We start from the raw sequence: 12,834 nt of genomic DNA, 5'->3' as shown, positions 1-12,834 counted from the left end.
TATGCAATCCGGACTATACGTCGCCCTGTCCTCGCAGATCGCGCTGGAGCGCCGTCTCACCACCATTTCCGACAATATGGCGAATGTGAACACGGTCGGCTTTCGCGGCTCCGAAGTGAAATTCGACGAAATGGTCGCCAAGAACCACAATGACATGAATGCCCGGGTGGCCTTCGTTTCGCAGGGCAACGACTATCTTTCCACCCGCCAGGGCGCTTTCGAGCAGACCGGCAATTCTTTCGATTTCGCCATCAAGGGCGACGCCTGGTTTTCACTGGATACGCCCGATGGCCAGATTCTGACCCGTGACGGCCGCTTCACCATGCGTCCGGACGGCGCGCTCATCTCCTCGAACGGTTATCCCGTTCTCGATGCCGGCGGCGGTCCGATCCAGCTCAATCCGAATGGCGGCCCGATCACCGTCGGTCTCGACGGCGCCATCCGGCAGAACGAAAACATCGTCGCTACCCTCGGCATCTTCCAAGCGGATTTCTCGCAAGGGTTCTTGCGTCATCCCAATAGCGGCGTGAAGCCGGTGGCCCAGCCGGTTCCGGTGGTCAACAATCATGAAGTCGGCGTCGTTCAGGGCTATCTCGAACAGTCGAACGTCAACGGCATCTCCCAGATGACCCAGCTCATCCAGGTCAACCGCGCCTTTGAAAGCATCTCCTCGCTGATGCGCGATACCGAATCGACCTTCGGCGAAGGCATCAAGACGCTTGGCGGCGCGCGTTGAGGAACTGAGTAATGACAATGCCGGAATCCATGCTCTCGGCTGATGCCATTTCACCGAAGCTCGCACAGCTCGCCAGCCTTGCCGGGCATTATGCCGATCCGGAGTTTTCGGTGGCGCATGGCGGCCATGTCCGCACCATCGCCGCCGGGCACTATACGGTTTCCGGCCTGTCGCGGCATGTGCGGCTCGGAGAATTCGTCGCCCATCGCAGCGCGACCGGCATTCATCTCGGCGAAGTGGTGCGTGTGGAACCGGACATCTGCTATGTCTGCCCCATCGAGCCCGGCGAGCCGATCGGCATACACGATACCGTCATTCGCAAGGGCGCCTTCCGCGTCTCGCCCGACGATAGCTGGTGCGGACGCACCATCAATGCGCTCGGCGAACCCATCGACGGCCAGGGGCCGCTGGCTTCCGGCATCGAGCGCCGTTCGATTTCCAACAATGCGCCGCCCTCGATGACGCGCAAGCGGGTGGAGACGCCCTTTAAAACCGGTGTGCGGGCAATCGATATCTTCTCGCCGCTTTGCCTCGGCCAGCGCCTCGGCATTTTCGCCGGTTCCGGTGTGGGCAAATCCACGCTGCTGTCGATGCTCGCCAAGGCAGACGCCTTCGACAAGGTGGTGATTGCGCTTGTCGGCGAACGCGGCCGAGAAGTGCGCGAATTCATCGAAGACACGATGGGCGAGAATATGAGCAAGTCCATCGCCGTCGTCGCGACAAGCGATGAAAGCCCGATGCTGCGCAAGATGGCGCCGCTTTCCGCCGTCACCATCGCCGAACATTTTCGCGATCAGGGCGACAATGTCCTTCTCATCATCGACAGCGTGACGCGCTTTGCCCATGCGATCCGCGAAGTGGCGGTCGCTTCGGGCGAGCCGCCGGTGGCGCGCGGCTACCCCGCCTCGGTCTTCACCGAACTGCCGCGCCTTCTCGAGCGGGCGGGACCGGGCGCGGAAGGCACCGGCACCATCACCGCCATCGTCTCCATTCTGGTGGATGGCGACAATCACAACGACCCGATTGCCGATTCGACGCGCGGTATTCTCGATGGCCATATCGTGCTGGACCGCAGCCTTGCCGAAGAAGGCCGTTACCCGCCGATCAATCCGCTCGCCTCGATCTCGCGTCTCGCCAAGAAGGCCTGGACACCGGATCAGGAAAAGCTGGTGTCGCGCCTCAAGGCGCTGGTGCATCGCTTCGAGGAAACGCGCGATCTTCGCCTCATCGGCGGTTATCGGCCCGGCACCGATCCTGATCTCGACATGGCGGTGAAGCAGGTCCCGATCATCTATGAAACGCTGAAACAGCTGCCGAGCGAACCGGCGGCGCAGGATGCCTATGCCGATCTGGCGACCGCATTGCGCGGGGGAGCACAGAATGGCCAGCCCCAGGTAAACCCGAGAATGAGAGGCTGACCCGTGAACAAGAAGCGGAACGACACTAGCCACGATGAAGACGTGCTTCCCAGGCCCGTTTTCTTTACGCCCGACCGTATTCTCGCATGGACGGGCATCGGGCTTGCCGCTGCAGCAGCCTTTTTCCCCTGGTACGTGTTTTTCAACGAAGAAAAATTCGGCATGAAGGTGGCGGGCGGCGACCGCACCCGCGATCTGCCCCATACCGGCCCGCGGGAGGTCTTCAGCGTTTCGCCGATGGCCATGACCAACCGCAACAAGGAAGACACCCCGCCGCCGGCGGATCTGCCCGACATGCTGACGACGGCGACCGTGAACGCAGGCGGCAAGGAAAAACAGAACAATCTGGCAGCCGGGATCGAGGATCAGCCTTTCCCCGGCCAGACCTCCTTCCGTCTGCTGCATGTTTCCAACGGGCGCGCCCTGATCGAGGACGGTTCGGGCATGTATATGGTGAGGGTCGGCTCTACCCTGCCGGACAATGCGTTGCTGACGAAGATCGAGCAGCGCAACGGCGAATGGCTGATAGAGACGTCTTCCGGGAAAACCTATCGCCCTGAAAAATAGAAGATTTTTCTCTGGTTCGAAAGGCGCGCCGCATCTGCCGGCGCGCCTTTTTTTGTTTGGGTAGGCCGCATCCATATCCGCGTCTTGCGCCGTTCCGCGCCTTATCCCCTCCCCGCAAGTCTGACGCAAGATTAGCCCCGTAGGTTCGGGCCATACGAGATGGAGAAGTCTATGCAACCGATTCAACTGTTCGATCTGGCATCCCGCCAAGCGGAATGGCTGAGCGTGCGGCAGGAAGTCGTGGCGACCAACATCGCCAACGCCAACACACCCAAGTTCCGCGCCAAGGATGTCAGCCCTTTCGAAGCGGTCATGCAGGCCACCAGCCAGCAGGTCGGCATGGCGAGGACCAACCCTGCCCACTTCGGCGAGAGCACCCTCAGCGACAATATCGCGGTGCGCGACAACCCGGTCAATAACGAGATCGGCATGCAGGAATCGGGCAATTCGGTCGCGCTTGCGGAAGAAATGACCAAGACCGGCGAGATCAAGCGGCAGTACGAGCTGAACGCCAATCTCGTCAAATCCTTCCATCGCATGATGCTGATGACGGTTAAGAGGTAAGCCATGGATCCCTTGAGTGCGGCGAGCAAGATTGCCGGCAGCGGCCTGGAAGTGCAGTCCACGCGACTGCGCATCGTCTCCGAAAATATCGCCAACGCCAGATCAACCGGCGACACCCCCGGCGCCGACCCCTATCGCCGCAAGACCATCACTTTCGGTTCCGAGCTCGACCGTGTCAGCGGCGTGGAGCGGGTAACGGTGAAGAAGCTCGGCGTCGACCGTGGCGATTTCGTCAACGAGTACGATCCCGGCAACCCGGCCGCCGATAGCAACGGCATGGTGAAGATGCCGAACGTCAATATCCTGATCGAAATGGCTGACATGCGCGAAGCAAACCGCAGCTACGACGCCAATCTTCAGGTCATCCGCCAGACACGCGACCTCGTCGCCTCCACAATCGACCTTCTGAAGGCATCGCAATGATCGACGGTATCAAGCAAGTCAGTTCCCTTTCGCTCACCCGCGGCGCAAGCGGCATTTCCTCACTGACGGAAAGCGTTTTCGGCAGCGAGCAGACGACGCCCGCCCAGCAGACGGGCGCCAGCTTCGCCAGCGTTCTCGGCAATATTTCGGTGGATGCGATGAACAATCTGAAGAAGGCGGAAGTCGCTTCCTTCGAAGGCATTCAGGGTAAGGCGAATACGCGTGAAGTGGTCGATGCCATGCTTTCGGCCGAACAGTCGCTGCAGACCGCCATCGCGCTCCGAGACAAGATCGTGTCGGCCTATCTCGACATTACCAAGATGCAGATCTAGCCCAGCAGGAATATTGACATGAGAGCTCTTGCCATCGCTGCCACCGGTATGGACGCCCAGCAGACCAATCTGGAAGTCATCGCCAACAACATCGCCAATATCAACACCACCGGTTACAAGCGCGCGCGTGCGGAGTTCACCGATCTTCTTTACCAGACCGAGCGCATGCAGGGCGTGCCGAACCGCGCCAACCAGGCGATCGTGCCGGAAGGCGCCAATATCGGCCTCGGCGTGCAGACTTCGGCCGTGCGCAACATCCACACCCAGGGCAACCTGATCGAGACCGGCAACAAGCTGGACGTCGCGATCATCGGCCAGGGCTGGTTCCAGATCGAGGCGGCGGACGGTTCGACGCTCTACAGCCGCGCCGGCGCCTTTAACAAGAATGCCGACGGCAATCTGGTGACGATCGATGGCTATAACGTCATTCCGAACATCAATATCCCGACCGATGCGCAGGACATCACCGTTACCCGCACGGGACAGGTGACCGCCCGTATCGGCAATGCCACGGAATTCACCGAACTCGGCCAGCTCACCATCGCCAACTTTGCCAACGAAGCCGGCCTGAAGCCGCTCGGCGACAACCTCTTCGCTCAAACGCCGGCCTCCGGCGACGCGGTGATCGGCGTGCCTGACGATCCGAGCTACGGCTACATCAAGCAGTCCTATCTCGAAGGCTCGAACGTCGACGCCGTCAAGGAAATCACCGACCTGATCACGGCGCAGCGCGCCTACGAGATGAATTCCAAGGTCATCACCACCGCTGACGAAATGGCTTCGATTGTCAGCAAGAACCTGAAGTAAGAACGGAAAGGCAGGCGAACATGAGGTTTGGCCGGAAACATAGCAGCAGCAGAACGGCGCTCGTCCGTATATGCCTTGCGTCTGCCTTTTCACTGGGCGCCCTGACGCCCGCTCTTGCCCAGGCGCCGATGGCGCTGGTTCCCACCCGCACGATCTATCCGGGCGAGACGATCACGCCCGAACAGGTGAAGCCGGTGGAAGTGACCAATCCCAATATTTCCTCGGGTTATGCGAGCGATATCAGCGAAGTGGAAGGCATGATCTCCAAGCAGACCCTGCTTCCCGGACGCACGATCCCCGTTGCCGCCCTTCGCGAACCCTCGCTTGTGGTGCGCGGCACCAGCGTCAAACTCGTCTTCACCATCGGCAATATGACGCTGATGGCTTCGGGAACGCCGATGACCGACGGCTCGCTCGGCGAAATCGTGCGGGTGCGCAACATCGATTCCGGCGTCATCGTCAACGGCACGGTCATGAAGGACGGAACCATTCAGGTGATGGCGAAATGAGAGTGCTTCGTATCCTGGCCGCGGCCATTCTGTTTTCGGCCCAGCCCTTCCTTTCCGTTCCGGCAGCCCACGCGGATACATCCCGCATCAAGGATATCGCATCGCTGCAGGCGGGGCGTGACAACCAGCTGATCGGTTACGGTCTCGTGGTCGGCCTGCAGGGCACGGGTGACAGCCTGCGCTCCTCGCCGTTTACCGAGCAATCCATGCGCGCAATGCTGCAAAATCTCGGCATCACCACGCAGGGCGGCCAGTCGAACGCCAAGAACATCGCCGCCGTGATGGTGACGACCAATCTGCCGCCCTTCGCCAGCCCCGGCAGCCGTGTCGACGTGACGGTCAGCTCGCTGGGCGACGCCTCGTCGCTGCGCGGCGGCACGCTTATCATGACCTCGCTTTCCGGCGCGGACGGGCAGATTTACGCAGTCGCCCAGGGTGCGCTGATCGTCAATGGCTTTTCCGCGCAGGGCGATGCCGCGACGCTGACGCAGGGCGTCACCACCTCCGCCCGCGTGCCGAACGGCGCAATCATCGAGCGGGAGCTGCCTCCAAGTTCAAGGATTCGGTCAATCTGGTCCTTCAGCTGCGCAATCCCGATTTTTCAACGGCGGTGCGCGTTGCCGATGTCGTCAACGCCTTTGCGCGCGCCCGTTATGGCGATCCCATCGCCGAGCCGCGCGATTCGCAGGAAATCGCGGTGCAGAAGCCCCGCGTCGCGGATCTCACCCGGCTGATGGCGGAAATCGAAAACCTGACCGTGGAAACGGATACGCCGGCCAAGGTCGTCATCAACGAGCGCACCGGCACGATCGTCATCGGCGCGGATGTGCGCATTTCCCGCGTCGCCGTCAGCTACGGAACGCTGACCGTGCAGGTGACGGAATCGCCGCAGGTCATCCAGCCGGCGCCCTTCTCGCGCGGCCAGACGGCCGTGCAGCCGCAGACGGATATCATGGCATTGCAGGAAGGCAGCAAGGTCGCCATCGTCGAAGGGCCTGACCTTCGCACGCTGGTTGCCGGTCTCAACAGCATCGGGCTCAAGGCGGACGGCATCATCGCCATTCTGCAAGGCATCAAATCCGCCGGCGCCCTTCAGGCGGAGCTTGTGCTGCAATGATGGAAACTCGGAAGAACAACGCTTTCCCGAATGGCCTTGTCCGCTTCGCGGCCGTCGCCTCGCTGCTTTTCCTGCTTCCCGCTGCTGGCGCCGAAAGCCAGCAGAACGTGGTTTCGGAACTCAGCACGCAGGATGAAATCCAGAAATTCTGCACCAACATCGCCGATGCGGCCCGCGACCAGCGCTATCTGCTGCAAAAGCAGGAGCTGGAAAAGCTGCAGTCCGACGTCAACGAGCGCATTGCCGTGCTGGAAGACCGCAAGGCGGAATATGAGGACTGGCTGGCCCGCCGCGAACACTTCCTCAATCAGGCGAAAAGCAATCTCGTCGATATCTACAAGACGATGAAGGCCGATGCCGCCGCACCCCAGCTCGAAAAGATGCATGTGGAAATAGCGGCCGCCATCATCATGCAGCTGCCCCCGCGCCAGTCGGGCCTCATCCTCAGCGAGATGGATGCGCAGAAGGCCGCTGTCGTCGCCGGCATCATGTCGCAGGCAACCGATAAAAACACTTCGAAGGATCCTTCATGAGCACGCGTCGTCTTCCGGCCCTCCTCCTGCCGCTCGCTTTGCTTGCCGGCTGCCAGAACAACCAGACCCTGAAGGAAATCGGCAACGCACCCGCGATGAGCCCGATCGGCAGCGGCCTGCAATTCAGCCAGACGCCGCAAATGGGCATGTATCCGAAGCAGCCGAAACATATGGCGAGCGGCTATTCGCTGTGGAGCGACAGCCAGGGCGCCCTGTTCAAGGATCTGCGCGCCCTCAACATCGGCGACATCCTGACCGTCAATATCCAGATCAACGACAAGGCCGATTTCGACAACGAGACCGAGCGCAACCGCACCAATTCCAGCGGTTTGAACTGGAAGGCGGATGCGCAGGTGTTCGGCTGGAACCCGAAGGCCGATTCCAGCATCAATTACGGTTCCGACACCGACACCCAGGCAAAGGGCAAGACCAAGCGTTCTGAAAAGCTGACGCTGCTGGTGGCCGCCGTGGTGACCGGCATTCTGGAAAACGGCAATCTCATCATCAGCGGTTCGCAGGAAGTGCGCGTCAACCACGAAATCCGCATCCTCAATGTCGGCGGTATCGTCAGGCCGCAGGATGTCGATGCACAGAACATGATCTCCTACGAGCGCATCGCCGAAGCGCGCATCTCCTATGGCGGTCGCGGACGTCTGACGGAAGTGCAGCAGCCCCCGGTCGGGCAACAGGTCGTCGACCTGTTCTCGCCGCTCTGACCTCGGCACACGGGAACGGGACTGACCCATGGAAAACGAACAGGCTGAGGGCAAGAAAAAATCCTCCCCTCTGGTCATGACCATCGCAGGCGTTGCGATCCTCACCCTGCTCGGCGCGGGCGGCGGCTGGCTGGTGGGCGGCATGATCGCACCGAAGATCGCCGGCGCGGAGGCGCATGCCCCGGCTGCCGCCGGCGGACACGGCGAGAAAAAGGAAGAGGGTATCGAGAAAATCTCGGCCGAGGCGAACGGCATCGTCCAGCTCGATCCCATCACCACCAACCTCGCCTATCCCGCGACGAACTGGGTGCGGCTGGAAGTGGCGCTGATGTTCAAGGGGCCGGTCGAGGTGGGTCTGGCGGAAGATATCCACCAGGACATCATGGCCTATGTCCGCACCGTTTCCCTTCAGCAGCTGGAAGGGCCGCGCGGCTTTCAATATCTTAAGGATGACATTCAGGAACGAGTTGACCTGCGCTCTCAAGGGCGCGTATCCAAGGTCATGTTCCGGACCTTTGTCATCGAATGATTCGATTTCTTGTAACCATCGCCGTCCTCCTTGCCTTGCCGGGTCTTGCCAGTGCCCAGCAATTCCCGTCCGATCTGTTCAACACGCAGATAGACGGCTCCGTCGCGGCATGGATCATCCGCACCTTCGGCCTGTTGACGGTTCTCTCGGTCGCGCCGGGCATCCTGATCATGGTCACGAGCTTTCCGCGCTTCGTGATCGCCTTTTCGATCCTCAGATCCGGCATGGGACTGGCTTCGACCCCTTCCAACATGATCCTGCTGTCGATGGCGATGTTCATGACCTTCTACGTCATGTCGCCCACCTTCGACAAAGCCTGGACCGACGGCGTGCAGCCGCTTCTGCAGAACCAGATCAACGAACAGCAGGCCGTGCAGCGCATCGCCGAGCCCTTCCGCACTTTCATGAACGCCAATACGCGTGACAAGGATCTGAAGCTTTTCGTCGACATCGCCCGCGAGCGCGGCCAGGAAGTGATGACCGACAATGTCGTCGATTACCGCGTGCTCGTTCCGGCCTTCATGCTGTCGGAAATCCGGCGCGGTTTCGAGATCGGTTTTCTCATCATCCTGCCGTTTCTGGTCATCGATCTGATCGTCGCCACCATCACGATGGCGATGGGCATGATGATGCTGCCGCCGACCTCGATTTCCCTGCCGTTCAAGATCCTGTTCTTCGTGCTGATCGACGGCTGGAACCTGCTGGTCGGCAGTCTCGTCAGATCGTTCAACTGACGGCCTCTGTGCCTGATTGACACCCGTTAACCCTGTTTTTTAACCCCGCGTGCCCAGGTACGCGGGTTTTGCGCGTTTTTACGCTTTGGTTACCAGTTTTTCTGGCGACTTGGTAACTATCTTTTTAAATAAAAAAATTACCATTTAACTAAATCAAAAAGTAACCATAAGTATTTTCCAATATTTCTTGGCCACCAAATTAATAATTGGGCAATTTTTCGCTGCGAATTTCTTTCTACACGCAGCGGGTTTGGTTTCTGAAACTAAGCATTTCCGAACCGAGTGGCATGAAGCCGAAACGTTGCGACCGGTAATACCAAACCCGGTATGTCCCCACTCCAGTATCTCGTAAAAACAAGGGACACATTTATTATGGCAAGCATTCTCACCAACACCAACGCAATGGCCGCTCTCTCGACCCTGCGTTCCATCGCTTCCGACCTGTCGACCACGCAGGACCGCATTTCTTCCGGCCTGAAGGTTGGTTCGGCTTCGGACAACGCTGCTTACTGGTCGATCGCGACCACCATGCGTTCCGACAACAAGGCTCTCGGTGCAGTATCTGACGCACTGGGCATGGGCGCTGCCAAGGTTGACACCGCATCTGCCGGTATGGAAGCCGCTATCGATGTTGTCACCCAGATCAAGGCCAAGGTCGTTGCCGCAAAGGAAGAAGGCGTCGACAAGACCAAGATTCAGGAAGAAGTTACCCAGCTTCTCGATCAGCTGAAGTCGATCGGCACGGGCGCTTCGTTCAACGGTGAAAACTGGCTCGTTTCCACCGCCAACGCCACCAAGACGGTCGTATCCGGCTTCGTCCGTGACGACAACGGCAATGTCAGCGTCAAGACGACGGACTATGCGCTGGATGCATCGTCCATGCTCTACACCGAAGCGACGCCGGGCACGATCGATGCCAACTCCGGTATCCTGAACGCTACCGGTGCAACCACCACCGTCGGCGCCAAGACCTACACCCAGATTTCCGTTCTCGACCTCAACGTCGGCACCGATGACCTGGACAACGCTCTTTACTCCGTTGAAACGGCCCTGACGAAGATGACCAGCGCCGGCGCCAAGCTCGGCTCGCTGTCTGCACGTATCGACCTGCAGACCGACTTCGCCGACAAGCTGTCCGACTCCATCGAAAAGGGTGTTGGCCGCCTCGTCGACGCCGACATGAATGAAGAGTCCACCAAGCTGAAGGCTCTGCAGACGCAGCAGCAGCTGGCAATTCAGGCTCTGTCGATCGCCAACAGCGACTCGCAGAACATCCTGTCGCTCTTCCGCTAAGAGCTGAGCTTCTCATAGCCCTTCGGGGCTGGGGGACCCATTTTCTTCCCACATGCATTCGGGGGCTGACCAAATGCATATCCGGGCAGAAAGCATAAAGGTTCGATAGGCTGAATCGAACCGAATGCACCAGACAGGCCGCATCCCGAATAAGGATGCGGCCTTATCTTTTTTTTAAATATTTCGGGATACGCGCGCGCACGCGCGAGAGTTGTAATTTTGAATTTTCATAATGCTGATTTTCTTTTCCCGCTTATCAATTCATTAACCAAACTGGCGTTACCTAAGCTCATCGAAACGGCGAGCTAACGTTAAAAATCAGCCAGTTAGCAGGCATGATGCTGTGCGCCGTTCCCGGTGAAACCGGAATGTCCCTTCTTTAATCAGCCATTCAAGGGGCACACTACTATGACGAGCATTATTACCAATGTCGCAGCAATGTCTGCGCTCCAGACTCTGCGCACCATCGGCCAGAACATGGAATCCACCCAGGCACGCGTTTCCTCCGGCCTCCGCGTTGGCGAAGCTGCTGACAATGCTGCCTACTGGTCGATCGCGACCACCATGCGCTCCGACAACATGGCGCTTTCCTCGGTTTCCGACGCTCTCGGCCTCGGCGCTGCCAAGGTAGACACCGCTTCTGCCGGTATGGAATCGGCAATCGAAGTCGTTAAGGAAATCAAGGCAAAGCTGGTCACGGCAACTGAAGAAGGCGTCGACCGCACCAAGGTTCAGGAAGAAATCGATCAGCTGCAGAACCAGCTCGTATCGATCGCACAGGGCGCATCCTTCTACGGCGAAAACTGGCTCGTAGGCGCTTCGACGCTCGGCGCTACCACGCCCGGTACGGACCCGGACAAGTCGGTCGTCGCTGGCTTCGTTCGCTCCACCGGCGGTGCCGTTAACGTCACGACCACGAAATACGCCCTCGACAACACCGCTACCGGCAATACTCTTTTCGGTTCGGTCGACTCCGCAGGCGTCCCCGATACGACCGGCATCCTCGGCACGACCGGAACGTTCACGACCGTCGCCGCCCAGTCCGTCTACACACTGGACATCACCCAGTATGCAGCCGCAGACCGCGCCACCAACATGGCCGAAGCACTGACGCTGGTTGAAAACTCCCTGAAGGCAATGACCAGCGCCGCAGCCAAGCTCGGCTCGCTCTCCATGCGTATCGGCCTGCAGGAAGACTTCGCTTCCAAGCTGTCCGACTCCATCGACAAGGGCATCGGCCGCCTCGTGGACGCTGACATGAACGAAGAGTCCACCCGCCTCAAGGCCCTGCAGACCCAGCAGCAGCTCGGCGTTCAGGCTCTCTCGATCGCCAACAGCAACTCCGAAAGCATCCTGTCGCTCTTCCGTTAATCGAAGACCGAAAGCGAAAAAATCAACCGCGCCGAAAGGCGCGGTTTTTGTTTGTGCAATTGATTGCAAAATTCATGAATTTCTTGATTAAGACTTCATTAACCAAATCACCGCTAAATCAAGCCATCGAAACGACTCGTTAACCAAGACGAAAAAGAGGTTAACAGGCATCACGCCGCGTTGTCGTTTCCGGCGATCCCGGAATGTCCCTTCCCATTTAGCCAGCTCAGAGGGGCAATTATGACAAGTATTCTGACAAACACCGCCGCCATGTCGGCGCTTCAGACACTGCGTGCAATCAGCGGCCAGCTCGAAGACACCCAATCCAGAGTTTCTTCCGGGCTGCGCGTTAAAACGGCTTCCGACAACGCCGCTTACTGGTCGATCGCGACCACCATGCGTTCGGACAATATGGCCCTTTCCGCGGTTCAGGATGCACTGGGACTGGGTGCGGCGAAGATCGATGTCGCTTATTCCGCAATGGAAAGCGCCGTCGAAGTCGTGAAAGAAATCAAATCGAAAATCGTTGCGGCAACCGAAGAGGGCGTCGACAAGACGAAGATCCAGGAAGAAATCGACCAGCTGAAAAAGCAGCTGGAATCGATTGCGCAGGGCGCGTCTTTCAGCGGTGAAAACTGGTTGCTGGGTACCGGCGCAAAGACCGTCGTTTCCGGCTTTGTCCGTGACGGCAGCGGTTCCGTCAACGTGACGAAAACCGACTATACGCTTATCGATACGACGACCGCGACAGAAACACCCAATGTGATTTTTGGCCTGACCGGCACGCCCGCGACGCTCGACACCACGAAAGGCATCATCGGAGAGGCCGGCGTAGCCTCGGGCATTTCAGTATGGGACATCGATCTCAAGCTTTTCGATAGCGCAACGCCGCCGACCTACACGATCGGCAATCTTCTCACCGATGTCGAAACCGCGTTTCAGTCGCTCAGCAGCGCATCTTCCGCCCTCGGCTCCATCAAGATGCGCATCGGCCTGCAGGAAGATTTCATCTCCAAGCTCACCGACTCCATCGACAGCGGCATCGGCCGCCTAGTGGATGCGGACATGAACGAAGAATCGACCCGCCTCAAGGCATTGCAGACACAGCAGCAGCTGGGCATCCAATCGCTTTCCATCGCCAATACCAGTTCCGAAAATATCCTGTCGCTATTCCGTCAGTAAGCG

The 12,834-nt window shown here is 59.2% G+C and carries 15 protein-coding genes and 1 pseudogene; all 16 read left to right on the top strand.

Features of this window, described 5'->3' with window-relative positions; translation table 11 throughout:
* Position 1 precedes the first annotated feature (1 nt).
* The 16 genes and pseudogenes from flgF to L901_RS23205 all read left to right on the top strand — a co-directional run bounded on the left by flgF (position 2) and on the right by L901_RS23205 (position 12,831).
* The gene (flgF, locus tag L901_RS23280; RefSeq protein ID WP_004432506.1) at positions 2-736 is read left to right on the top strand and encodes a flagellar basal-body rod protein FlgF; all 735 of its coding nucleotides are present in this window, start codon (positions 2-4) and stop codon (positions 734-736) included.
* Positions 737-747: 11 nt separating this feature from the next.
* On the top strand, positions 748-2,154 hold the full coding sequence (gene fliI / locus L901_RS23275; protein WP_020811273.1) for a flagellar protein export ATPase FliI: 1,407 nt from the start codon (positions 748-750) through the stop codon (positions 2,152-2,154).
* A gap of 42 nt (positions 2,155-2,196) precedes the next feature.
* Positions 2,197-2,721: a hypothetical protein gene (locus tag L901_RS23270; RefSeq protein WP_245289691.1), complete on the top strand. Its 525-nt coding sequence runs from the start codon at positions 2,197-2,199 to the stop codon at positions 2,719-2,721.
* 171 nt (positions 2,722-2,892) lie between these two features.
* Positions 2,893-3,285, top strand: a complete 393-nt coding sequence (gene flgB, locus L901_RS23265) for a flagellar basal body rod protein FlgB (protein ID WP_004432502.1) — start codon at positions 2,893-2,895, stop codon at positions 3,283-3,285.
* Positions 3,286-3,288: 3 nt separating this feature from the next.
* Positions 3,289-3,708, top strand: coding sequence for a flagellar basal body rod protein FlgC (gene flgC / locus L901_RS23260; protein WP_004432501.1), 420 nt, complete (start codon positions 3,289-3,291; stop codon positions 3,706-3,708).
* Positions 3,705-4,040, top strand: a complete 336-nt coding sequence (locus tag L901_RS23255) for a flagellar hook-basal body complex protein FliE (protein ID WP_020811276.1) — start codon at positions 3,705-3,707, stop codon at positions 4,038-4,040. Before flgC ends, L901_RS23255 begins: the two co-directional genes overlap by 4 nt.
* Before the next feature lie 18 nt (positions 4,041-4,058).
* Positions 4,059-4,847: a flagellar basal-body rod protein FlgG gene (gene flgG, locus L901_RS23250; protein WP_004432499.1), complete on the top strand. Its 789-nt coding sequence runs from the start codon at positions 4,059-4,061 to the stop codon at positions 4,845-4,847.
* Between the two features lie 20 nt (positions 4,848-4,867).
* Positions 4,868-5,356: a flagellar basal body P-ring formation chaperone FlgA gene (gene flgA, locus L901_RS23245; RefSeq protein ID WP_059760559.1), complete on the top strand. Its 489-nt coding sequence runs from the start codon at positions 4,868-4,870 to the stop codon at positions 5,354-5,356.
* 26 nt (positions 5,357-5,382) lie between these two features.
* Positions 5,383-6,473: pseudogene (locus tag L901_RS23240) on the top strand (flagellar basal body P-ring protein FlgI).
* A complete protein-coding gene (locus L901_RS23235) occupies positions 6,470-7,006 on the top strand; it encodes a MotE family protein (protein WP_004432496.1) in 537 nt (178 codons plus the stop codon). Before L901_RS23240 ends, L901_RS23235 begins: the two are co-directional and overlap by 4 nt.
* Entirely contained in the window at positions 7,003-7,722 is a 720-nt protein-coding gene (gene flgH / locus L901_RS23230) for a flagellar basal body L-ring protein FlgH (RefSeq protein ID WP_020810646.1), read from the top strand. Before L901_RS23235 ends, flgH begins: the two co-directional genes overlap by 4 nt.
* A gap of 28 nt (positions 7,723-7,750) precedes the next feature.
* A complete protein-coding gene (locus tag L901_RS23225) occupies positions 7,751-8,251 on the top strand; it encodes a flagellar basal body-associated FliL family protein (protein WP_059760557.1) in 501 nt (166 codons plus the stop codon).
* Positions 8,248-8,985, top strand: coding sequence for a flagellar type III secretion system pore protein FliP (fliP, locus tag L901_RS23220; RefSeq protein ID WP_059760555.1), 738 nt, complete (start codon positions 8,248-8,250; stop codon positions 8,983-8,985). The genes L901_RS23225 and fliP overlap by 4 nt, the downstream gene beginning before the upstream one ends.
* 372 nt (positions 8,986-9,357) lie before the next feature.
* Entirely contained in the window at positions 9,358-10,278 is a 921-nt protein-coding gene (locus L901_RS23215) for a flagellin (RefSeq protein WP_020810649.1), read from the top strand.
* A gap of 408 nt (positions 10,279-10,686) precedes the next feature.
* Positions 10,687-11,649 carry a flagellin gene (locus tag L901_RS23210; protein WP_059760553.1) on the top strand — a complete coding sequence of 321 codons (963 nt, stop codon included), beginning with the start codon at positions 10,687-10,689 and terminating at the stop codon, positions 11,647-11,649.
* A 240-nt stretch (positions 11,650-11,889) separates the two neighbouring features.
* Positions 11,890-12,831: a flagellin gene (locus tag L901_RS23205; protein WP_059760551.1), complete on the top strand. Its 942-nt coding sequence runs from the start codon at positions 11,890-11,892 to the stop codon at positions 12,829-12,831.
* Positions 12,832-12,834 lie beyond the last annotated feature (3 nt).

It is taken from the genome of Agrobacterium sp. D14, assembly GCF_001526505.1.
In the GTDB taxonomy this organism is placed as follows: Bacteria; Pseudomonadota; Alphaproteobacteria; order Rhizobiales; family Rhizobiaceae; genus Agrobacterium; species Agrobacterium leguminum.
This window is presented reverse-complemented; position numbering and strand designations above follow the sequence as displayed.

Excerpts from the sequence above, each read along its gene's own strand:
- flgF (WP_004432506.1), top strand. The coding sequence starts at position 2 with ATGCAATCCGGACTATACGTCGCCCTGTCCTCGCAGATCGCGCTGGAG.
- fliI (WP_020811273.1), top strand. The coding sequence starts at position 748 with ATGACAATGCCGGAATCCATGCTCTCGGCTGATGCCATTTCACCGAAG.
- flgB (WP_004432502.1), top strand. The coding sequence starts at position 2,893 with ATGCAACCGATTCAACTGTTCGATCTGGCATCCCGCCAAGCGGAATGG.
- flgC (WP_004432501.1), top strand. The coding sequence starts at position 3,289 with ATGGATCCCTTGAGTGCGGCGAGCAAGATTGCCGGCAGCGGCCTGGAA.
- L901_RS23255 (WP_020811276.1), top strand. The coding sequence starts at position 3,705 with ATGATCGACGGTATCAAGCAAGTCAGTTCCCTTTCGCTCACCCGCGGC.
- flgG (WP_004432499.1), top strand. The coding sequence starts at position 4,059 with ATGAGAGCTCTTGCCATCGCTGCCACCGGTATGGACGCCCAGCAGACC.
- flgA (WP_059760559.1), top strand. The coding sequence starts at position 4,868 with ATGAGGTTTGGCCGGAAACATAGCAGCAGCAGAACGGCGCTCGTCCGT.
- L901_RS23235 (WP_004432496.1), top strand. The coding sequence starts at position 6,470 with ATGATGGAAACTCGGAAGAACAACGCTTTCCCGAATGGCCTTGTCCGC.
- flgH (WP_020810646.1), top strand. The coding sequence starts at position 7,003 with ATGAGCACGCGTCGTCTTCCGGCCCTCCTCCTGCCGCTCGCTTTGCTT.
- L901_RS23225 (WP_059760557.1), top strand. The coding sequence starts at position 7,751 with ATGGAAAACGAACAGGCTGAGGGCAAGAAAAAATCCTCCCCTCTGGTC.
- fliP (WP_059760555.1), top strand. The coding sequence starts at position 8,248 with ATGATTCGATTTCTTGTAACCATCGCCGTCCTCCTTGCCTTGCCGGGT.
- L901_RS23215 (WP_020810649.1), top strand. The coding sequence starts at position 9,358 with ATGGCAAGCATTCTCACCAACACCAACGCAATGGCCGCTCTCTCGACC.
- L901_RS23210 (WP_059760553.1), top strand. The coding sequence starts at position 10,687 with ATGACGAGCATTATTACCAATGTCGCAGCAATGTCTGCGCTCCAGACT.
- L901_RS23205 (WP_059760551.1), top strand. The coding sequence starts at position 11,890 with ATGACAAGTATTCTGACAAACACCGCCGCCATGTCGGCGCTTCAGACA.